The organism is Halapricum hydrolyticum, from assembly GCF_025517535.1.
Lineage (GTDB): Archaea > Halobacteriota > Halobacteria > Halobacteriales > Haloarculaceae > Halapricum > Halapricum hydrolyticum.
This window is the reverse complement of sequence record NZ_JAOPKC010000001.1, coordinates 1-19,515: the sequence shown is the minus strand read 5'-3', so window position 1 is coordinate 19,515 and position 19,515 is coordinate 1. Positions and strand designations below refer to the sequence as shown.

The window sequence follows — 19,515 nt, the reverse complement described above, 5'->3', positions numbered from 1 at the left end:
CGAGAGTGGCTGTACTATGGCGATCCCGTGAGATCCGCTTCGAGGACGAAGAACGGTTCGTCGGAGATCCGCCCGTCCGCGGCTGCGGCCACCGAGACGTGCCGGCAGGTTTCCGGTATCAGAACGCGGGTGTGGTCGACCCCGAGATCGGCGGCGTCGGCGGCGACGGCGTCGAACAGCGCCCGGGCGGCGTCGGGACTGTCCCACGCGCTGTGGCCGTAGACGGCCCACGTCTCGACGCCGTCGTCAGTGTTTCGTTCGCGCTGGCGGATTCGCGCGGTCGTCGCCCGCGTGCCGGTCTCGTCGCGAAGGGAGATGACGCGCTGGCAGTCCTCGTGCAGGCGCTCGCGAGTGACTTCCGAGAGCGACCAGGGTTCGTCGGTGTCGACGCCGAGCCCGGACAGGTGGTCGCGGGCGTCGCTGCGCTGCCAGTGGCTCCAGGCCGCGTCGGGATCGTCGCGTCGCTCCAGGCCCGGGCTGGCGCTCGGGTCCGGTGCGGGCTGGGCCCATCGCCCCTCCGTCGCCGGTCCGAACCCGGCCGCACGAGACAGGCCGAGGCCACCGCCGTTCCAGGAGAAGACCATGTCGCGGGCGACCGATGCGCCCTGCTCGCGCGCCCACGATAACAGATCGTCCATCATCGACAGCGCGATTCCCGATCCGCGGTGGTCGGGATCGACGCGCATCCCCTGGAGCCAGGCCTCGTGTTCGGAGAGGACGACACCTTGACAGACCCCGACGACGCTCCCGTCGACCTCCACGACGACAGTGCGCTGTTCCGGACCGTCGGTCTCGACCCACTCCTCGAAGGCGTCCGGGATGTAGTCCTCGACGTCCCGATCGGACCACGTCTCCCGGGTGAACGCGACGACGTCTTCGTGGTCGTCCGCTCGCGCCCGGCGGATACGCGGTTCTGTCATAACGGGTCCTGCGTCTGCAGCCGGTTTCAATGTGTCTTGTTGGCGGCCTCGACCGGATGAAGCCGAGTTCGAGGCGCGTCTCGCGCCGGGCGCAAAGAGATAGATAGAAAAGTGCTGACGGGTAAACACCAGATATGCACGTCCCGACAGAGCTATCGTCATACATCCGCGTCCTCAAACTGGCGAGTACGCCGTCCTGGGAGGAGTTCTCGCAGGTGGCCAAGATCGCCGGGGCCGGGATTCTCCTGGTCGGGTTGCTCGGATTCCTGATCTTCGCGTTCATGTCGTTCGTCCCGGGTGGTCCCTGATGGGCGTCTACGCAGTCAAGACCACGGCCAGCCAGGAGCGCACCGTCGCGGACATGATCATCAGCCGTGAGGAAGATGAGATCCACGCCGCGCTCGCGCCGGATTCGCTGACGAGTTACGTGATGGTCGAGGCCGACGACATCTCGGTCTTCGATCGGATCCTCGATGAGATCCCCCACGCCAACGGCGTGGTCCAGGGCGAGTCCTCGATTTCGGAAGTCGAGCACTTCCTCTCGCCCAAACCCGACGTCGAGGGGATCGCCGAAGGCGACATCGTCGAGCTCATCGCCGGTCCGTTCAAAGGCGAGAAGGCACAGGTCCAGCGCATCGACGAGGGCAAAGACCAGGTGACCGTCGAACTCTACGAGGCGACGGTCCCGATCCCGGTGACGGTTCGGGGCGACCAGATTCGCGTGCTCGATTCTGAAGAGCGATAGGACTGCGACGAGCGACGCGAGTCGCAGCGTTTTGGTCCAGCTTTTTCGAGAAGTGGTTCGCGAATGCAGTGAGCGAACCCGACGAAGAAAAAGGTGGCCGCGTGACGGTTCGGGGCGACCAGATTCGCGTGCTCGATTCTGAAGAGCGATAGGACTGCGACGAGCGACGCGAGTCGCAGCGTTTTGGTCCAGCAGTCACCCGATCAGGTTTCGAACGGCCGTCAGGAGTCGAGCGGCGAGTCCCGGATCGGATCGCTCGGAGACGGCCCAGCCGGCTTTCTCGGCTGCCTCGGTGACGCGAATGTACTCCCAGTCGAACATGGTCGATACTCGCATGTCGTCGTCGCTCGCCCCGACGTAGACGTGCCGCGGGGTCGGCGTCGCCTCGTGTATCTCTTCCAGGGTGAGCCACTTGTCCCGGTCTCGGAGGTCGAAATCCTGCCGGAGGTCGCACTCCGCGACGAGTTGCTCGATCCGTTCGGTATCGTCGTCGATCAGACCGATATATCGGCTCCAGGTCTGCGCGTCCTCGAATACCGCGTTCGGGTCCGCAAGTCGCTCGATGGCCGACAGCGAGAACGCGAGCGTCAGTTCGCCCGTGTCGGCGTCGCTATCGCCGTTCATTTGACTGGCAGGCGCTCGCCGCGCTCGTCGCTCTCCTCGATGGTTGCCAGCACGCGCTGGACGGCTTCCCCGTCGGCAAAGTTCGGGCGGTACTCGCCCCCTTCTGCGACGGCAGTGAGGAACTCGTAGTTCTCGTGGACGAAGGTGTGTTCCCATCCAAGGACGTGCCCCGGTGGCCACCAGCGATCGCCGTAGGGATCGTCCTCGTCGGTCACGAGCACGCGCTGGTAGCCGCGGTCGCCCTCGAATTTAACTTCGAGTTCGTTCAGGCGTTCGAGGCCGAATCGCAGACTCCCTTTCGAGCCGTGGATTGCGATGGTGTGGTCGTTCTCGTGGCCGGTCGCGAACCGCGAGGCCTCCAGTGTCCCGACAGCGCCGTTCTCGAAGGTCACCTGCGCGCTGTAGGCGTCGTCGACGGTCACCTCGCGGGTGCCGTCGCCATCCGGAGCGGGTCGCTCGTCGACAAACGTCTGTAGCTGCCCGCTGACCTCGGCGACGTCGCCGACGAGATAGCGAGCGAGGTCGATCGTGTGCGCGCCGAGGTCGCCGAGCGCGCCGCTGCCGGCGAGATCAGCGTCGAGTCGCCAGCTCCAGGGCGCGTCGGGATCGACCAGCCAGTCCTGGAGGTAGTGCCCGCGGAAGTGACGGATCTCGCCGAGTTCGCCGGCGTCGAGCAATCGCTTTGCGTACTGGATCGCCGGGACGTACCGGTAGTTGAACGCCGTTGCCGTCGGGACGTCCGCGTCGGCGGCCGCTCGGGCCATCCGTTCGGCGGCCGCGTCGTCGGCCGCGAGCGGCTTCTCACAGAGGACTGGCACGCCAGCTTCGAGCGCCGCAATCGACGGCTCGGCGTGGAGGTGGTTCGGCCCGAGGTTGTAGAAGACGTCCACCTCGCCGATCACGTCCCGCCAGTCGGTAGCCGTTCGTGCGAACCCGAGCCGGTCTGCAGCGTCGGCGAGTGCCGACTCGTCGCGGCCGATCACCACGTCCCGTTCGACGGCCGGTGCGTCCGGGAAGAACATCGGCAATCGAGCGAGGGCGTTCGCGTGAGCGCGCCCCATGAAGCGGTACCCGAGCATCCCGATCGAGAGTGCCATGCTCGACACGTCGCCAGGCACGGCAAAATAACTTGGCGACGGACCGCAGCCACGATCTCCTGACGACGGACCGCAGCCACGATCACGCCCAGTACGCGTCGCCGGGCTGTTCCTCGAAGACGACTCGCTGGAGCAACTCGACACCTTTTTCCAAGCCCTCGCTGGCGGAGGTGAGCGCGTCCTCGTGTTCGATCGAGAGCGCGCCGTCGTAGTCGACCATTCGCAGCGTCGAGACGACGTCCCGCCAGTGGTCCTCGCCGTGGCCGTAGCCGACCGACCGGAAGATCCAGGACCGTTCGGCGACCTCGTCGTACGGCGTCGTGTCCAGCACGCCCTTCGTCCGGGCCTGGGCGTCGTAGATCCGGGTGTCCTTGGCGTGGACGTGATGGATCGCATCGCCCAACAGTCTGATCGCGTCGGTGATCTCGATCCCCTGCCAGTAGAGGTGCGACGGATCGAAGTTCGCGCCGACGCGCTCGTTCGTCCGCTCGCGGAGTTCGAGCAGCCCCGTCGGCTCGTAGATCAGCATGTTCGGGTGCATCTCGATCGCGAGGTCGACGCCGTGCTCGTCGGCGTAGCTCGCCAGGTCCCCCCAGTAGTCGGTCGCGACGTCCCACTGATACGCGTGGGCATCGGCGTGCTCGCCCGGCCAGGGTGCGGTCACCCAGTTGGGCACCTCGTCGTTCGGACCGCCGGCGGGCAACCCCGAGAAACAGGTCACAGTCCCCACGTCGAACTGCGAGGCGAGGTCGATCGCTTCCCGTAGCTCTTTGTCGGCCTCGGCTGCCCGCTCCTCGTCGGGGTGGAGCGGGTTGTTGTGCGTCGCGAACGCGCTCACGCGCAGGTCGTGTGCGTCCAGCTCTTCCCGGAGAGCGGCCCGTGCATCGGGGTCGGACAGCAGTACCGTTCGATCGACGTGGCCCTCCCCCGGATAGCCGCCACAGCCGAGTTCGACCGCGTCGACGCCGAGTTCGGCGAGATACTCGAAAGCCGATTCGCGTGGCTGGTCTCCGAGCGGGACGGTCAGTACACCGACGTCCATGTCCGAACGGACGACCGACCGCGTAGTAAAAGTACGTCCCAGGTGAGACACCTACTGACACGGACGACGAGAGCGCTATGATAGGGGTGTATATTCAACGGTGCCCTTTTTCAGAACGGTTCATGCTATTAGATAGTATGAATTAGTCTCGTCGCCAATTCCTTCTGCTCCTGGGGAGTACTACGGCTGTTCTCGCCGGATGTGACAACACCTCCACAAACGGCACAGACCAGGACACGCCATCCGAAACCAACTCGATACCCACGGACAGCCCTGCAACGCCGACGGAAACTCCAACCGCCACGCTCACCGCAACGCCCACTTCGACGCCTCCCTCCACCGCGACGCTCACTTCGACACCTCCCTCCACCGCAACGCAAACCTCGACTCCGACTCCTCCCCCGACGCCCACCCCGACACCTTCTCCACCCCCATCTGACGTGTCCCAAAAGCTCTCGGCTGCCGACGGCGATGCCGAGGATCGGTTCGGCGTTTCGGTGGGGCTGTCGAGAAATGGGACAACCGCGGTCGTCGGTGCGTTCGAAGACAAGGACCCTAACGGAGAACAGGCAGGAGCGGCGTACGTGTTCGATCGTCGTATCGGTTCCTGGACCCAGCAGACGAAACTCGTTGCCGCCGATGGCGACGCTGGCGACTGGTTCGGCGGTTCGGTGACAGTATCGAGCGACGGGATGACCGCGGTCATCGGTGCTCCTAACGACGACGATCCGGACGGTAGCAGCGACGCGCAGTCCGGAGCAGGGTCGGCGTACGTCTTCAGCCAGACGGGCGGGGACTGGAACCGGGAAGCGAAGCTCACTGCCGCCGACGGCGAGCCTGGCGACATGTTCGGTCTCGATGTTGCGGTGTCGAGTGACGGGACGACAGCCATCATCGGCGCGGCCGAAGACGAAAATCCCAACGGGGAACAGGCGGGGTCGGCATACGTGTTTGAACAGTCAGGCAGTGCCTGGGATCAGCAGGCGAAACTCTCGGCCGCCGACGGTGACGCGGACGACCATTTCGGACAGGCTGTCGCCCTTTCTGACGACGGGACAACCGCGCTGGTCAGCGCTGCCTACGACAGGGTTACTCCTGAAGAGATAATCCTGGGGTCGGTGTACGCGTTCGAGCGGTCGGACGGCACCTGGAATCAGCAGGCAAAACTCGTGCCCGGAGAGGTGGGGTATCGGGTTGGTTCTACCGTCTCACTCTCTGCCGACGGGACGGTTGCGCTCATCGGTACTTCCGAGTACGAACGCCCGAGCCCAGGGGCATACGTGTTCGAACAGTTGGATGGTTCCTGGGAGCAGCAGGCGAAACTCTCGACCGGAGACCCGCAAGACTGGTTCGGGCGGGCCGTCGCATTGTCTGCCGACGGGACGACTGCCCTCTGCAGTGCACACGCGGAGACGGACCCCAATGGGGAACAGGCAGGGGCGGCGTACGTATTTGATCGATCGGACGGCACCTGGAATCAGCGGACGAAACTTGTCGCCGCCGACGGTGACAGCGAGGACTGGTTCGGATGGGGTGTCGCGCTCTCCGGCGACGCGACGACGGCTCTCGTCGGTGCCCTCCTGGACGAGGATCCGCACGGAACAGACTCGGGATCGGCATACGTGTTCTCGGTGTAGCGAGTCGAGCCCCTCGTTCCGGTACGAAACGTCACCTACGATGTCTCGTAGCGGTCGAACAGCGTCGTGAGCTGGCGGGCACGCATCGTGAGCATGCGAGCGTTGACGTACATCTCGCCGAGCGCGAGCGTCTGTTCCTCGGCGATCGCGGCGACGTGTTCGGCCTCCTGGACGTGCTCGCGACTGGTCTCGGCGGCCTGGTCGGCGATCGAGGCGACCTCTTCGCTGGAGGCTGCCTGATCGTCCGTCGCGTTGGAGATTTCCTTGACGCCGCTGGCCGTCTGTTCGACGTGTTCGAGGATCGATTCGAGGGCTTCGAGCCCTTCCCGGGCGTCAGCCTGTCCGTCCTGGACGGTCGTTTGCATCTCGTTGATCTCCTCGACGGTTTCGCCGGTCTGTTCCTGGATCTCGCCGATGAGCGTCTCGATTTCGTCGGTCGCGTCTTTGGTCTCTTCGGCGAGGTTCTTGACCTCGTCGGCGACGACCCCGAACCCGGTTTCCTCACCGGAAGAGGCATGCGCGGCCTCGATCGAGGCGTTCAGTGCGAGGATGTTCGTCTGCTCGGCGATGTCGTCGATCATGTCGACGATCTGTCCGACCTCTTCCATCTGCTCGTCGAGCGCCTCGACGGCCTCGACGACGACCTCGGTTTGCTCGTTTGCTTCGTCCATGGCGTCGGCGACGCCGCGGGCGGCTTCGATCCCCTCGACAGTGTGGCGCTCGGTCCGATCTGCTTTCTGGGCGACCTCGTCACTCGAGGCGGCGATCTCTTCGATCGTCGCGGACATCTCCGACATCTCCTCGGAGATACGGCTGATCTGCTGGTGCTGGTCTCCGAACACCGCGGCGATCTCGTCGATCGACGCCGCGACGTTTTCGCTAGCCTCCCTGACGGCCTCCGTCGCAGCCGTCACCTGCTCGCTCGAACCGGCCACGTCCTCGCTGAACTCACCCGCCGTGTCGATCGTCTGCTCGAAGGCTGCCGCCATCTCGTTGAACGCTCGCGACAGGTCGTTCACCGCTTCATCCGCCGTTTCCGTCTCGAGACGCTGACTGAGATCGCCCTCGCTGACCCGCTCGATGGTCTCCGTGTGTGCCTGAAGCAGTTCACTACTCTGCCCGTCGTCGACAGCCGGCACGCCGCCGTCCGTCGTCGCCGGTGCTGACGGACTGGCCGCGTCTCGCTGCTCGGCGAGCGCCGCCTGGGCGTCTTCGAGCCGCCGTTCGAGCGTCGTTACCTCCGCCTGGAGTTCGTCTCGTTGCTGTCGTGCTGAATCACGCTCGTCCGCGAGCGATTCGATTTCGGTCTGCAACTGACCGATCCGGACGTCGAACCGCCGACCTGCATACGCCAGCGCGGCCCCGGCGACGACGAATCCACCGGCCGCCGACACCACGTACGCCGGCCCAGCAGCCACCGACGGCAAGAGAGCCTGGTAGAGCGCGTGTGCCAACTGAAGCGCGAGCGCAGCAGTTGTTGCGCGGTCGAGAGAGAATCCCATATGAGTAGATTTCTCCATAGGTCATATATATCCTTCCACCGGTTATCAGAATCTATTTTCGTACTCCCGGTCGTCCATTCGGGGGCAGGATAGAGAGCAGAAACGAAAGCGAGAGAGTGTCGTCCGGACTGTGGGATCGGACGGATAGTACCAGTCTTGAGAACCGCGGCGGTAAGTTAAATAACGGCCGCGAGGAACGGGCGAACATGTCAAATACCGACAGCCGGTATGCCGGCTCCAGGTCGGGGGCCGAACTCTTACACCGGATGGTTGGCGGCGACGGTGAGGCGGCGATGAGCGCACTCCTGGAGGGGTTCCAGAGCCGCCATCCGGGCGTCTCGCTCGGCGACGTCACCGATGAGAACCTCAGTCTGACGGTCAAAAGCCGGATTCTCAAGGAGAACCCGCCGGACGTCTGGGTCGAGTGGCCCGGCAAGAACCTCGCGCCGTACGTCGAGGCCGGCGTTCTCGCGGACGTCTCGGACGTCTGGACGGACGCGGCCATGGAACGGGAGTATCTCGACGGGCCGCGGAGTGCCGCGACATTTGAGGGCACGTACCACGCGGTCCCGTTGAACATCCACCGGATCAACAACCTCTTTTACAACGTCGAACTGGCCGTCGAAGCGGGTGTGGACCCATCGAGCGTCTCGAGTCCCCGAGAGTTCGTCGAACTGCTCCGGCAGGTCGAAGTCGAAACCGGGCAGGTCGGGATGTTGCTACCGATGAAAAACCCCTGGACAGTCCTCCAGTTGTGGGAGACGGTGTTACTCGGCGAGCACGGCCACGACGTCTACCAGTCGGTGACCGACGGCGAGGCCGGACGGCACCGGCGCGCGATCGAGGACGCGCTGGACATCGTTTCGGCGTACGCCGATCTGGCTACCGACGACGCGCTGTACGTCTCGCTGACCGACGCCAACGAGCGATTCATCGAGGGCGAATCGGTGTTCTTCCATCAGGGCGACTGGGCTGCGGGCGCCTACACGGAGACCGACGGATTTAGATACGGATCCAACTGGGATCACGTTCCCTTCCCCGGGACCGAAGGTCGATACGCGATGAACATGGACGCGGTAATCGCCTCGGAAGCGACCGACAACGACGAGGCCGTCGAGGCGTTCTTGCGCTACGCCGGATCGGCCGACGGACAGCGGCGATTCAACCAGAAGAAGGGGTCGATCCCGCCACGGACGGACGTCGCGATGGGGCAGTTCACCGGATTCCTCCAGCGTCAGCACGAGGATTTCGAGTCGTCACGTTCTCAGCCGCTGTCGATCACGCACGGACTCGGCGTCCGGCCCGAGCAACTCATCGAGCTCAAGACGGCGATCGCGTCGTTCGTCGCAGAGCGCGACGTCGACGCTGCCGCATCGGAGATGGTCGCCGCCTTCGAGCAGCAGTAAGACGGGCTGCTGTATCGGCTCTCACGGACAGTCGCGACCGTTTTATTCGCCGGGCTCGAACGACGAGCCATGACGCTGGAAACGATGGAACCGGATCCCGTCTTCGACGAGGAGGCACACAGCGACACGATCGACACGCTCGCCGAGCACGACGAACTGACGTACATCGTCTGGGGCGGTGACTGGTGTGGCGACTGTCGCGCCCAGTTGCCCGCGTTCGGCGCGGCCCTGCAGGCGGCTGGCGTCGGCGACGACCGGGTCGAAGAGATTCCCGTCGAAAAACTGGACGACGGCTCGAAAGCGGGTCCGAAAGTCGAGGAGTACGGGATCGAGTACATTCCGACAGTGGTCGTCGAGCGCGTGTCGCCACGCGACACGGACGGTGCGAGCGGCAACGGGCCGCGAGCAGACGACCGCGAGGAAATCGCCCGCTTCGTCGAAGAAGAGCCGGTCTCGATCCCGGTATACCTGGCCGAGCGAATCCGCGAGTACTTTGCGGAGCGCTAGACGGGTTGGCAGTGCGCCGAATGCGAGTACGGCGACTTCGCCACCTGTGGTAATATGTCATTATATTCCTTCTCCGGTTAATATTTCAGTCACCCACCCTCACTATCGATCATGCCTCATAGCCAGGACATCGAAGGGGAGAACGATCCGGAATCCGCGTCCGAGTACGAATGCCTGCAGTGTGGTACCATCGTCCAGGCGACGACACACCCAGGTGCCTGCGAATGTGGCGGAGACTTCCACAACCGGGCAAAATCGCTCGAATAGTTGCTTTTCCGACTGATTCGAGTCGTGGTTGCAGGACCGTACGCCCGCGATCGAGAGTGACACTACGCTCGCAGCCAGTCGATCGCCGCGCCAAGGTCGTTCTGGGGCGGTGAACACGCGAAGTCCCGGCAGGCGTAGACGGTTGGCCGGCCGTCGCGAGCGTTCCGGCCGGCCCAGATCGGCGGCGCGTTCTCGAATCCGAGCCGGCCGAGCCACGCGTCCAGTCCGTCAGCGGTCGGTGGCCGACGGGTCAGGATCCGCGCCGGAAGGTACGTCGTTGCCAGCTGCTCGCGCCACGGCTCGGGGATCGCCTCGGCAGCGATCGTGAGCTCTGCCGACCCGTTCCGGTAGCGATCGGCGGCAAGCGTCAGCGAGGCGTGACGGAGCGGATCGCGTTCGATCGTCGCCGCGTGCGTTTCGAGCACGCCAGCGGCCACGTCGGCAAACCGATCGTCTGTCCGGAAGTGATCGAGTGCGAGCAGCGTCTCCGCGGCCACACCGGCGCTGGACGGCGTCGACTGATCGGACAGTTCCTGCGGGCGGGCAATCAGACTCTCACCGCCAGCGGGAGTGAAATACAGCGTCCCCGCGTCTGCGTCCCAGAACCGCTCGACCATCGCCTCGGCGAGATCGAGTGCGAACGACAGCTGTTCGACGTCGCCGGTCGTCTGGTAGGTGTCGAACGCGCCGCGCGCGAGGAAGGCATAATCTTCCAGGTATCCGTCGATCCGCACGTCGCCTGAGCGAGACGCCGTCTCGTTGGCCCCCGAGCGTGGTTGGACGTCCTTGTATCGGCGGGAGAGTTGGCCTGCCTCAGCGTCCCAGAGGTGCTGGCGACAGAACGACAGCGCGCCGCCCGCCATCTCCGCATACGACGAGTCGAGTACGAGCCCACCCGCGGCCAGCGCCGAGATCGCCAGCCCGTTCCAGCCGGCGAGGATCTTCTCGTCGCGGTTCGGCCGCGGTCGCTCCTCCCGTGTGTCGAAGGCCTGCTGGCGAGCAGTTTCGAGGCGGTCTTCGACCGCTTCTGGGTCCAGATTGTGGTCGGCAGCAAGTCGCTCGGTCGACGCGGCGCGGGTCAGCACCGTCTCGCCCTCGAAGTTGCCGGCCGCCGTGATACCGTAGCGATCACAGAACAGGTCGGCGTCCGCCTCGTCGGCGACGGCTTCGCGTACCGCCGCGGGCGTCCAGGTGTAGAACGCGCCTTCTTCGTCACCCGCTTCGGGATCGTCGGGCGGCGCACTGCGTGCGTCGAGCGTGCTGAACAGTCCGCCCTCCGGATGGCGCAGTTCTCGCCGCAGGAACTCGAAGGTCTCCCGTGCGACCGCAGCGTAGCGATCCTCGCCCGTGACCTGATAACCCGCAAGGAGCGTCCGCGGGATCTCGGCGTTGTCGTAGAGCATCTTCTCGAAGTGCGGGACGACCCACTCTCGGTCGGTTGCGTAGCGGTGGAAACCGCCGCCGAGCTGATCGTAGATCCCGCCCTCGATCATCGCATCCAGCGCCGCGGTCGCGACTGTCCGGAACTCCTCGCGACCGGTCCGCTCGTGTGCACGCAACAGCAATCGGAGTCGTCCCGTCTGGGGGAACTTGGGACCGCCCGAACCGAACCCGCCGTGCGTGCGATCGGCGCGTTTGACTGCTGTGTCTGCCGCGGCCACGAGCAGGTCGTCGCCGACCGCACCAGCCGAGTCAGGCGTCGTCGAAACCTCGCTCTCGATGGCCTCGGTCCACTCCTCGGCGCGGGCTTCGATCTCTTCGCGCTCGTCAGTGTATTTGGCCCGCAACTTTCCCAGCACCTCCAGAAAGCCGGGCATTCCGCGCCGCGGCTCGCGCGGGAAGTACGTCCCGACGTGGAAGGGTTTCTGCTCCGGCGTGAGCCACACCGACAGCGGCCAGCCGCCGCGGCCGCTGACGATCTGCGCGAGCGTCTGGTAGACGCTGTCGACGTCCGGTCGCTCCTCGCGATCCACCTTGATCGGAACGAAGTGCTCGTTGAGCACCTCGGCGACCGTTTCGTCCTCGAAACTCTCCTCGGCCATCACGTGACACCAGTGACAGGAGGAGTAGCCGATCGACAGGAAGATCGGACGGTCACGCTCGCGGGCGGCTTCGAGGGCAGTCTCGTCCCAGGGTTGCCAGTTGACGGGGTTGTCCGCGTGCTGCTGGAGATACGGACTCTCCTCGTCTTCGAGGCGGTTGCGTGCGAGCGGGTCGTCGGTCATGCGTGTGGTTCGAGACGACGAGGGTAAATTCCGACGCCTCCGGCAGTCTCACCCGGCTTCTGCGATCGCCACCGGTCGACGGATACTGTATGCTCTATTCACTTGCCGTGGCCGTCGATACGTCCTCGACGTATTCACGGCGGTAGACGTCGAGGACCGCTCGCAGCGCGCCGATGACGACCGGGCCGAAGAAGACGCCGATGAACCCGAACACGTAGATCCCGCCGATGACACCCAGAACGATGGCGCCGGGATTCAGTCGCGTCTCGGTGTACCGGTCGATGACGAGCGGCCGCAGGAAGTCGTCGGTGAAGCTGACGACGATCGTCCCGTACACGAGAAGCGCGACACCGGCGATCGGTCGCTCGACGCTAAGGAGATAGACGACTGCTGGCCCCCAGACGAGAAACGAGCCGATGATGGGCATGACGGCGAGGAAGATCATCACGACCGTCCAGAACGTGGCGTTCGGGACGCCGAAAACGACCAGTCCGAGTCCGGCGACGACGCCCTGGACGACTGCGATGAACACATGGCTGACGAGTACTGCCCACATGACGTCGTTGAACTCCTCGCGAAGCTGATCATAGACGCGGCTGGACATCGGCACGGTCCGCTCCAGCCACCGCCCGAACCGGTCGGCGTCTTTCAGGAAGTAGTACAGCAGAAAGATCGTCAGTGCCGTCCCGATCAGCAGGTCCGCCGCCGTCCCGAACGCACCGATCGCACCGTCGACCGTTCCAATCCCGGTCTCCTGCAGCGTCCGGCGGGCCGTCTCCAGGAGGTCGATGTCCTGCCCCGTCACGTTCCGGATCGACGTCTCGACCGCAGAGAAGTCTATCTCGCCGCGCTGTACGCGCTCGACGAACGTCGTCGCCTCCCGTATAACCACCCACATGAGCCACGCGAGCGGGAGGAGGACGGTGACGGTCGCGCCGACGACGAGTCCAGCGGCCGTCGTGCGCTCGCCGAATCGACCCTCGAATCGCCGCTGGAGCGGCCGGAGCGGAAACGCCAGCAACACCGCCAGGAGGACGAACTCCAAGAACGGGTGGACGAGCAGCGCGGCGAGCACGAGCAGGACGCCCGCGAGCCCGACGACGATCGCACGCGCTCTGTCCATGCCGCTCTGATCTCTCCATCGATTTGTAAAACACCCGATCTCGACCGAACCCGCCAGCCGAATACAGTGATCGCGCGTCAGGCTGCGACAGCGGCGAACAGCAACCTTTTACCGGTCGTGCCGCGGGGTATCGCGTATGACAGAGACCGTGCTACTGGTCGGGGGCGGCGGGCGCGAACACGCGATCGCCCGCGCACTGGCCGATTCCGACTGTACACTGTACGCCTGTGCCGGCAACAAGAACCCGGGTATCGCCCGTCTCGCGGACGGGTTCGAGGTGCTCGATACGACCCACCCGCGAGCCGTGACGACCTACGCCCAGCGCGTCGAGGCTGACATCGCGGTGATCGGTCCCGAAGCACCCCTCGAGGCGGGCGTCGCCGACGCGCTCGACGACGCCGGGGTCTACGCGTTCGGTCCGCGCGAGTCCGAGGCGCGCATCGAGACGGACAAGGCCTTCCAGCGGCGGTTCATGCGCGAACACGACATCCCCGGATACCCCGAATTCGAGACCTTCGAGGACATGGAGGCCGCCTGTGAGTACATCGACTCCTCCGACGGCGACCTGGCGATCAAGCCCGCGGGTCTGACCGGCGGGAAAGGCGTCCGCGTCATGGGCGACCAGGTCGACGCCGAGGAAGCCAAGGCGTACCTCCGGGATTCGGACTACGATCGAGTCGTGCTCGAAGAGCGGCTCGTCGGCGAGGAGTTCACCGTCCAGGCGCTGGTGGCGAACGGCGAGGTGCGCGTGACGCCCGCCGTCCAGGACCACAAGCGCGCCTACGAGGGCGACGAGGGACCCAACACCGGCGGCATGGGGTCGTACTCTGACGCGACGCTGGAGTTGCCGTTCATGGACCGCGAGGACTACATGGACGCCGTCGAGGTCATCGAGGCGACCGTTGAAGCACTCGGAGAGTACAAGGGCGTCCTCTACGGGCAGTTCATGCTCACGGCCGACGGCATCAAGGTCGTGGAGTTCAACGCCCGGTTCGGTGACCCGGAGGCGATGAACACCCTGCCCGTGCTGAATACGGACTTCCTCGACGTGCTGACGGCTGCCCGTGACGGCGAGTCCCTGCCGCAGCTGTCGTTCGCCCCGAAAGCCACCGTCTGCAAGTACGCCGTCCCGGAGGGGTATCCGGCCGAGCCGGAGGCCGGGACGAAGGTCGCCGTCGACGAGGAGGGGGCCCGCGAAATCGCGAGCGAGTACGCCGGCGAGGCGCTACTGTACTACGCCAGCGTCGACGAACGCGAGGACGGGATCTACACGACGACGTCCCGGTCGTTCGCGGTCGTCGGCGTCGCCGGAGAAATTGCCGAGGCCGAGGAGATCGCCGAGGCGGTCCTGAGCGAGGCCGGCGAAGACGGCCTGCGCGTCCGCCACGACATCGGCACGGCCGAGTTGATCCAGCAGCGGATCGATCACGTGGCCGAGCTGCGCGGAGAACAGTAACAGTTACTCCTATAGTCGCGGCTCTCGAACCCGAAGCCGTGTCCGACGACACGTCCCGCCACGATCGACTCTCCAGACGGGCGACGCCCGGCCCCCGGAACTCGCTGCTGCACTGGCCGGAGACGCGCCACCCCCTGCGGATCGTGGTCAACTTTCTGATTATCTGGGTCGTCCGCTACTCCCCGAGTTTGCGGGTGAAAAACTGGCTGCTCCGGCGGCTCGGCGCCGACGTGGAGACCGGCGTCGCCTGGGCGCTGACGGCCACGCCGGACGTGTTCTGGCCGGAACTGATCACCGTGCGCGAGGACGCCATCATCGGCTACGACGCGACGATCCTCTGTCACGAGTATCTGCAGGACGAGGTCCGGACCGGCGAGGTCGTCGTCGGCGAGCGGGTGATGATCGGTGCCGGCGCGATCGTCCTCCCCGGCGTCGAGATCGGCGCGGACGCGCAGATCGCGGCCAACTCGCTGGTCGACTCGGACGTGCCACCGGGCGCGACCGTGGCCGGCGTCCCCGCCGAAGTCGTCTCCGAACCCGAGTCCGACACGCCCGAGCGCGACAGTTGAGACGGCGGACGGAACAGGTATTTGCGAATGACGGCGGACGGAACAGGTATTTGCGAATCCAGACCGTAACACCAGCCGATGTCGGATCGTCTGGAGGAGTACCCGCGTCCTGAAGCCTTCGCACATACCTTCTACGTCTACGAGGTCGACCGCGGCGACGGCGAGATCCGGTACTACGGCGAGCCGCTGGCGCCGAAAGGCAACGTGGTCGATCGACTCGCGCCGCTGTTTCGCAATCGCGGGTATCGAGTCACGCTGCGCTACGAGACCGGCGAGCACGTCCTCGTCGCCGAGGAGCGCTCGGTCGGTATCGACGGGATCCCCTGGCTCAACGTCGGTCTCTTCGTTGCGACGGTGGCGACGACGCTGTTCGCCGGCGCGCGGTGGTACGATATCCCACTCGCTGACGATCCGCTGGCGATGCTCGGGGCGTGGCCGTTCGCCGTGGCTGTGCTCGGCGTGCTCGGCGTCCACGAGTTCGGCCACTACGCGCTGAGTCGACACCACGACGTACAGGCGACGCTGCCGTACTTCATCCCGCTGCCGAACGTGCTGGGAACGCTCGGGGCCGTCATCCGGATGAAAGACCACCTGCCGAGCCGGACGGCGCTGTTCGACATCGGCGTCGCCGGACCGCTCGCCGGACTGGTCGCGACGGTCGTCGTCACGGCGATCGGCGTCTCATTGCCCCCGATCGAGGTCGGATCCGACGCGCTGATCCAGCAGGTCGAGCTCGGGTATCCGCCGCTGATTCAGGCGGTCGCGTTCGCCCTCGGGGAGCCGCTGGTCTACGACAACCCGTCGCTGATGGTCAACCCGGTCGTGCTGGGCGGCTGGGTCGGCGCGTTCGTGACCTTCCTCAATCTCCTTCCGGTCGGGCAACTCGACGGCGCGCACGTCGCGCGAGCGCTGGTCGGCGATCGACTCGACCGGTTCCAGCTCGTGATTCCCGCGCTCCTGTTCGCGATCGCCGGCTGGCAGCTGGTGTTCGGCGACAGTCGTGCCGTCGCGCTGTGGATGCTGTGGGGCGTCCTCGCGCTGGTGTTGAGCCGGATGGGCGGCGCGCGGCCGATCGACGAGTCCGGCGTCGACCGCACGCGCAAGGCGATCGGCGTGCTGACGCTCGTGGCCGGACTGCTCTGCTTTACCCCGGCACCGATCGTCTTCACCGGGTGAGCACGTCGGTGCCGCTTCTCGAAGATTCAAGTGAGGGGGCGACGAGCCGCCGTTTGATGTCCTCGCTAACACGGTGGTTTCGCTCCAAGCCGTTCGGTCAGCAGATCATCATCCTCGCGCTCGTCCTGGACCCGCTTGGATTCGCCGCGGGGTTCCTTCTCGCCCCGTCGTTCGGCGTCGAACCGCTGCTGGGCGGCGTGTACGGACTCGTCGCAGCAAGCATCCCCACGTCGCTGCACGTGATGCGCGAGGCGTCGTAGGGACCGATTTATCGGTAGTCGTCGAGCCGCGTCGCGAGCCGCCTGGCCGCCTGTCCTGCCGCACCGAAGTAGGCGTCCGCACCGCCGCGGGCCTCCTCGCCGGCGAAGATGATCCCGCGCGAGGAGTTGACCAGCCCCACTTCGAGGCCGGACGCGGTTTCGCTCTCCCAGTCGACGAGCCCGTGTTCGACGGCCGCCTCGGCGTCGCCGCCCTGCGCGCCGATTCCGGGCACGAGAAACGGGATCTCGGGGACGAGTCCGCGGATCGTTTCGAGCTCGTCTGGGTTGGTCGCGCCGACGACGAGTCCGACGTTGTCGTTGTCGTTCCAGAGGTCCGCGAGGGCGGCGACGCGCTCGTACAGCGGCTCGCCGGTAGCCAGTTCCAGGTCCTGCAGGTCCGCACCGCCGGGATTCGAGGTGCGACAGAGGACGAACACGCCCTTGTCCTCGCGCTGGAGGAACGGCGCCAGGGAGTCCCGTCCCATGTAGGGGTTGACAGTGATCGCGTCGGCGTCGAGCCCGTCCGGGTCGAGTGTACTCGCGTACTGGCGGGCCGTGTTCCCGATGTCACCGCGCTTTGCATCCAGTAAGACGGGCACGCCCTTGCCGTGGGCGTAAGCGATCGTCTCCTCGAGGGCGGCCCAGCCGTCGGGTCCCTCGTAGAAGGCCGCATTGGGCTTGTAGCAGGCGGCATATTCGTGGGTCGCGTCGATGATCCGGCGGTTGAACTGAAAGCGCGGCAGGTCGGCGTCGGCGACGGACTCGGGAAGGCGGTCCGGGTCGGGATCGAGCCCCACGGAGACGACGCTGTCGACGGCGTCGATACGTTCGGCCAGTCGGTCGAAGAACGTCATTGCAGGCACTCGGGCGGACGCTCACTCAAAGATTGCCATCGTCGTTCGCGCAAGGACGCCCTGCCCGATCGCAACGATGCGGGTCACTCCTCGTTGCTGACCTGTCGGTGGAGCGTCGTCGCAAGCTGGCGGTAAGCCCCAGCGAGATCCGTGTCGGACGCTTTCATCACGACCGGCTCGGTCTTGCTGGCCTGGGGATCGTTGGGGAGCAACTCCAGCAGCGGCAGTTCGATCTGCTCACGAACGCGCTCGAGATCGGTATCGTCCGTCACGCGATTGACGACGACGCCCAGAAGCGTCCCATCGACTTTCTCGACGACCTCCGCGGTTTTGCGCGTGTCGACGATCGAGGTGTCGTTCGGCGTCGAGACGAGAGCGACCCCGTCAGCGAGCCCGAACGGCACCAGGACCTCGTGGCTCAGACCGGTCCCGGTGTCGACGATCACAGTATCGTACTCGCCGGAAAGCGTGTCGATCACCGTCCGGAGTTCGGCCGGATCGGCCTCGGCCAGGTACGCGATCGAGTCGCCGCCCGACAGGACGTCCAGACCGGTCTCGGCAGTCACGATCGCCTCCTCGACGTCGGCCTCGCCGGCCAGCACCTCGTGGATCGAGATCTCGACGTCCAGTTCGAGTACGTCGGCGACGTTCGTCGTCCCGAGATCCGCGTCCACGAGCGCGACCGAGAACCCGACCGACCGCAACGCCGAGGCGACGTTGATCGCCGTGACAGTCTTGCCAGCACCGCCCTTCGCACCACCGATCGTCAGTACGGTTGCCGCAGTCACACCGGAACGATCCACGCCAGCACGCAAAAACATTCTGACATTCGAACTACATCTAGAGCCGTCGGGCGCGACGAATCGATCGGCGAAGGCCCGTTCGCGGCTACAGTTCGATCCGTTCGACGATCCGATCACCTTCCTTATGAGTATTAACCGCGACGATCCGGATGTCGTCTTCCAGCCCCGAGCCGTTCAGTTTCGCCTTGAGAAGGTTGTCGACCTGATAGACGCCGGCGGCGTTGTTCATTTCGATCTCCACGAGGACGACGCTGTCGACGCCTTCCTTCAGACGGACCGTTTCGATCGACTGACTGGAGACCGTGTTGATTCCCCGGCCGCCGTGCTCGTAGGGGATCCGCGAGCGCCCCCGTTCCATATCGAGCGCGTCGGCGACCCTGACGACGCCTGCCTCCGTCGTGAGCGGCTCCTCCTCTGTATCGTGACTGAGTATGGCATGCAGGACCTCGCCTTTGAGCCTGACACGCTGTTCGATGTCGTAGTAGGGGATTTCCGAGAGAAATCGGTCGAGCACGTCCGCAGCTAGCGGGATCGAGTAATAGGGGTGATCGTCCCGATGGACGATGTGCCCGATGTCGTGCAGCGTCGCGGCGAGTGCGATGATGACCGCCTCGTCGGCCTCCGCGAGGCCCTGGTCGGCCGCCCCGTTGAACGGGACAGAGCCACGCTTGAGCAGGTCGTAGAGACACAGCGCACGGTTTCGCACGATCGAGATGTGTTTCGGCCCGTGGTCGTTGTACCGCTTGCGTGCCACGGGATTGACGTTCTGAGCCGCCAGCAGCGCCTGGATCTCCGGGTCGTCCTCGATCCGATCGAGCACGTCGTTGACCCGCTCGTCCGGGAACGGGTGGTCCGCGTCGGGATCGTAAACGCGTCCGGCTGCAGTGTCGTCGTCCGGGTCCTGTTCGCTCATACTGTCCCGTCGGTCGCCAGCAGAAAAACGCTTGGTGGTCCGCTATATGGATTCTCCCAAGTCTTCATACGTTCCGGTATGTTAGATGATATTTATTGAGATGGGTGTGAACGATACAGAGCGTGAGTGCAGCACAGAGATGCCGTTTGTTTCACGTATACGATTCTGAATCACCGGTTCACGAAGCCTGCGCACTGACCACCGAGCTGCCTTTACAAGCGGCCGGGGACGGTCCCCGGGGGAACTCCGAGGCGAGTCAGGCGTTCTGTTCGATGCGCCGGAGTTCGGATGCCAGCGATTCGAGGCCAGCCCGTGGGGATTGCTCGCGGGCGAGGACGGCGTTGACGTGCGTCGCAATCGACCCCATCTGTTCCTCCCAGACAGGGGTC

The 19,515-nt window shown here is 65.3% G+C and carries 21 protein-coding genes; 10 read left to right on the top strand and 11 right to left on the bottom strand.

Annotated elements, in window-relative coordinates; genetic code table 11:
* Nucleotides 1-14 precede the first annotated feature (14 nt).
* Complete coding sequence (locus OB916_RS00105) at nucleotides 15-920, bottom strand: GNAT family N-acetyltransferase (protein ID WP_315907245.1); 906 nt, start codon at nucleotides 918-920, stop codon at nucleotides 15-17.
* Between the two features lie 134 nt (nucleotides 921-1,054).
* Between OB916_RS00105 and OB916_RS00100 the strand changes: the two genes are divergently transcribed.
* Together OB916_RS00100 and OB916_RS00095 are read left to right on the top strand one after the other, a co-directional pair.
* Nucleotides 1,055-1,228 carry a protein translocase SEC61 complex subunit gamma gene (locus OB916_RS00100; RefSeq protein ID WP_315907244.1) on the top strand — a complete coding sequence of 58 codons (174 nt, stop codon included), beginning with the start codon at nucleotides 1,055-1,057 and terminating at the stop codon, nucleotides 1,226-1,228.
* On the top strand, nucleotides 1,228-1,665 hold the full coding sequence (locus OB916_RS00095; protein WP_315907243.1) for a transcription elongation factor Spt5: 438 nt from the start codon (nucleotides 1,228-1,230) through the stop codon (nucleotides 1,663-1,665). The genes OB916_RS00100 and OB916_RS00095 overlap by 1 nt, the downstream gene beginning before the upstream one ends.
* A 195-nt stretch (nucleotides 1,666-1,860) precedes the next feature.
* On the opposite strand, the gene OB916_RS00090 is transcribed toward OB916_RS00095, so the two are convergent.
* The 4 genes from OB916_RS00090 to OB916_RS00075 form a co-directional block, all read right to left on the bottom strand.
* A complete protein-coding gene (locus OB916_RS00090; RefSeq protein WP_315907242.1) occupies nucleotides 1,861-2,289 on the bottom strand; it encodes a DUF7124 domain-containing protein in 429 nt (142 codons plus the stop codon).
* Nucleotides 2,286-3,386, bottom strand: a complete 1,101-nt coding sequence (locus OB916_RS00085; protein WP_315907241.1) for a Gfo/Idh/MocA family protein — start codon at nucleotides 3,384-3,386, stop codon at nucleotides 2,286-2,288. Before OB916_RS00085 ends, OB916_RS00090 begins: the two co-directional genes overlap by 4 nt.
* A gap of 82 nt (nucleotides 3,387-3,468) precedes the next feature.
* Entirely contained in the window at nucleotides 3,469-4,428 is a 960-nt protein-coding gene (locus OB916_RS00080; RefSeq protein WP_315907240.1) for a sugar phosphate isomerase/epimerase family protein, read from the bottom strand.
* A gap of 142 nt (nucleotides 4,429-4,570) precedes the next feature.
* Entirely contained in the window at nucleotides 4,571-4,780 is a 210-nt protein-coding gene (locus OB916_RS00075) for a hypothetical protein (RefSeq protein WP_315907239.1), read from the bottom strand.
* An 88-nt stretch (nucleotides 4,781-4,868) separates the two neighbouring features.
* Between OB916_RS00075 and OB916_RS00070 the strand changes: the two genes are divergently transcribed.
* On the top strand, nucleotides 4,869-6,065 hold the full coding sequence (locus OB916_RS00070) for an FG-GAP repeat protein (protein ID WP_315907238.1): 1,197 nt from the start codon (nucleotides 4,869-4,871) through the stop codon (nucleotides 6,063-6,065).
* 35 nt (nucleotides 6,066-6,100) lie between these two features.
* Here the strand turns inward: OB916_RS00070 and OB916_RS00065 are convergent, their stop codons facing one another.
* Nucleotides 6,101-7,567, bottom strand: coding sequence for a methyl-accepting chemotaxis protein (locus OB916_RS00065; protein ID WP_315907237.1), 1,467 nt, complete (start codon nucleotides 7,565-7,567; stop codon nucleotides 6,101-6,103).
* Between the two features lie 206 nt (nucleotides 7,568-7,773).
* Here OB916_RS00065 and OB916_RS00060 point away from each other — a divergent pair, with 206 nt between their 5' ends.
* The 3 genes from OB916_RS00060 (at nucleotide 7,774) to OB916_RS00050 (ending at nucleotide 9,747) form a co-directional block, all read left to right on the top strand.
* Entirely contained in the window at nucleotides 7,774-8,973 is a 1,200-nt protein-coding gene (locus OB916_RS00060) for an ABC transporter substrate-binding protein (RefSeq protein WP_315907236.1), read from the top strand.
* 69 nt (nucleotides 8,974-9,042) lie between these two features.
* Nucleotides 9,043-9,480 (top strand): thioredoxin family protein, encoded by a 438-nt coding sequence (locus OB916_RS00055; protein WP_315907235.1) that lies wholly within the window; start codon nucleotides 9,043-9,045, stop codon nucleotides 9,478-9,480.
* A gap of 111 nt (nucleotides 9,481-9,591) precedes the next feature.
* Complete coding sequence (locus OB916_RS00050) at nucleotides 9,592-9,747, top strand: rubrerythrin-like domain-containing protein (RefSeq protein ID WP_315907234.1); 156 nt, start codon at nucleotides 9,592-9,594, stop codon at nucleotides 9,745-9,747.
* 62 nt (nucleotides 9,748-9,809) lie between these two features.
* Here the strand turns inward: OB916_RS00050 and OB916_RS00045 are convergent, their stop codons facing one another.
* Nucleotides 9,810-11,972 carry a thioredoxin domain-containing protein gene (locus tag OB916_RS00045; protein ID WP_315907233.1) on the bottom strand — a complete coding sequence of 721 codons (2,163 nt, stop codon included), beginning with the start codon at nucleotides 11,970-11,972 and terminating at the stop codon, nucleotides 9,810-9,812.
* Nucleotides 11,973-12,066: 94 nt separating this feature from the next.
* Nucleotides 12,067-13,095, bottom strand: a complete 1,029-nt coding sequence (locus tag OB916_RS00040; protein ID WP_315907232.1) for an AI-2E family transporter — start codon at nucleotides 13,093-13,095, stop codon at nucleotides 12,067-12,069.
* A 136-nt stretch (nucleotides 13,096-13,231) separates the two neighbouring features.
* Between OB916_RS00040 and purD the strand changes: the two genes are divergently transcribed.
* From purD to OB916_RS00020, 4 genes are all read left to right on the top strand, one after another.
* The gene (gene purD, locus OB916_RS00035; RefSeq protein ID WP_315907231.1) at nucleotides 13,232-14,551 is read left to right on the top strand and encodes a phosphoribosylamine--glycine ligase; all 1,320 of its coding nucleotides are present in this window, start codon (nucleotides 13,232-13,234) and stop codon (nucleotides 14,549-14,551) included.
* Between the two features lie 38 nt (nucleotides 14,552-14,589).
* On the top strand, nucleotides 14,590-15,120 hold the full coding sequence (locus OB916_RS00030) for an acyltransferase (RefSeq protein WP_315907230.1): 531 nt from the start codon (nucleotides 14,590-14,592) through the stop codon (nucleotides 15,118-15,120).
* A 78-nt stretch (nucleotides 15,121-15,198) separates the two neighbouring features.
* Complete coding sequence (locus tag OB916_RS00025; protein ID WP_315907229.1) at nucleotides 15,199-16,296, top strand: site-2 protease family protein; 1,098 nt, start codon at nucleotides 15,199-15,201, stop codon at nucleotides 16,294-16,296.
* A 56-nt stretch (nucleotides 16,297-16,352) separates the two neighbouring features.
* Nucleotides 16,353-16,556, top strand: coding sequence for a hypothetical protein (locus OB916_RS00020; protein ID WP_315907228.1), 204 nt, complete (start codon nucleotides 16,353-16,355; stop codon nucleotides 16,554-16,556).
* 8 nt (nucleotides 16,557-16,564) lie between these two features.
* On the opposite strand, the gene pyrF is transcribed toward OB916_RS00020, so the two are convergent.
* The 3 genes from pyrF to OB916_RS00005 form a co-directional block, all read right to left on the bottom strand.
* The gene (pyrF, locus tag OB916_RS00015) at nucleotides 16,565-17,410 is read right to left on the bottom strand and encodes an orotidine-5'-phosphate decarboxylase (protein ID WP_315907227.1); all 846 of its coding nucleotides are present in this window, start codon (nucleotides 17,408-17,410) and stop codon (nucleotides 16,565-16,567) included.
* An 83-nt stretch (nucleotides 17,411-17,493) separates the two neighbouring features.
* Nucleotides 17,494-18,198: a MinD/ParA family ATP-binding protein gene (locus tag OB916_RS00010; RefSeq protein WP_315907226.1), complete on the bottom strand. Its 705-nt coding sequence runs from the start codon at nucleotides 18,196-18,198 to the stop codon at nucleotides 17,494-17,496.
* 100 nt (nucleotides 18,199-18,298) lie between these two features.
* Nucleotides 18,299-19,126, bottom strand: coding sequence for an HD domain-containing protein (locus OB916_RS00005; RefSeq protein WP_315907225.1), 828 nt, complete (start codon nucleotides 19,124-19,126; stop codon nucleotides 18,299-18,301).
* Nucleotides 19,127-19,515: the final 389 nt, after the last annotated feature.

Bases quoted from the DNA above. Each gene is read 5' to 3' on its own strand.
- OB916_RS00105 (WP_315907245.1), bottom strand. From the start codon at position 920: ATGACAGAACCGCGTATCCGCCGGGCGCGAGCGGACGACCACGAAGAC.
- OB916_RS00100 (WP_315907244.1), top strand. From the start codon at position 1,055: ATGCACGTCCCGACAGAGCTATCGTCATACATCCGCGTCCTCAAACTG.
- OB916_RS00095 (WP_315907243.1), top strand. From the start codon at position 1,228: ATGGGCGTCTACGCAGTCAAGACCACGGCCAGCCAGGAGCGCACCGTC.
- OB916_RS00090 (WP_315907242.1), bottom strand. From the start codon at position 2,289: ATGAACGGCGATAGCGACGCCGACACGGGCGAACTGACGCTCGCGTTC.
- OB916_RS00085 (WP_315907241.1), bottom strand. From the start codon at position 3,386: ATGGCACTCTCGATCGGGATGCTCGGGTACCGCTTCATGGGGCGCGCT.
- OB916_RS00080 (WP_315907240.1), bottom strand. From the start codon at position 4,428: ATGGACGTCGGTGTACTGACCGTCCCGCTCGGAGACCAGCCACGCGAA.
- OB916_RS00065 (WP_315907237.1), bottom strand. From the start codon at position 7,567: ATGGGATTCTCTCTCGACCGCGCAACAACTGCTGCGCTCGCGCTTCAG.
- OB916_RS00060 (WP_315907236.1), top strand. From the start codon at position 7,774: ATGTCAAATACCGACAGCCGGTATGCCGGCTCCAGGTCGGGGGCCGAA.
- OB916_RS00055 (WP_315907235.1), top strand. From the start codon at position 9,043: ATGACGCTGGAAACGATGGAACCGGATCCCGTCTTCGACGAGGAGGCA.
- OB916_RS00050 (WP_315907234.1), top strand. From the start codon at position 9,592: ATGCCTCATAGCCAGGACATCGAAGGGGAGAACGATCCGGAATCCGCG.
- OB916_RS00045 (WP_315907233.1), bottom strand. From the start codon at position 11,972: ATGACCGACGACCCGCTCGCACGCAACCGCCTCGAAGACGAGGAGAGT.
- OB916_RS00040 (WP_315907232.1), bottom strand. From the start codon at position 13,095: ATGGACAGAGCGCGTGCGATCGTCGTCGGGCTCGCGGGCGTCCTGCTC.
- purD (WP_315907231.1), top strand. From the start codon at position 13,232: ATGACAGAGACCGTGCTACTGGTCGGGGGCGGCGGGCGCGAACACGCG.
- OB916_RS00025 (WP_315907229.1), top strand. From the start codon at position 15,199: ATGTCGGATCGTCTGGAGGAGTACCCGCGTCCTGAAGCCTTCGCACAT.
- OB916_RS00020 (WP_315907228.1), top strand. From the start codon at position 16,353: ATGTCCTCGCTAACACGGTGGTTTCGCTCCAAGCCGTTCGGTCAGCAG.
- pyrF (WP_315907227.1), bottom strand. From the start codon at position 17,410: ATGACGTTCTTCGACCGACTGGCCGAACGTATCGACGCCGTCGACAGC.
- OB916_RS00005 (WP_315907225.1), bottom strand. From the start codon at position 19,126: ATGAGCGAACAGGACCCGGACGACGACACTGCAGCCGGACGCGTTTAC.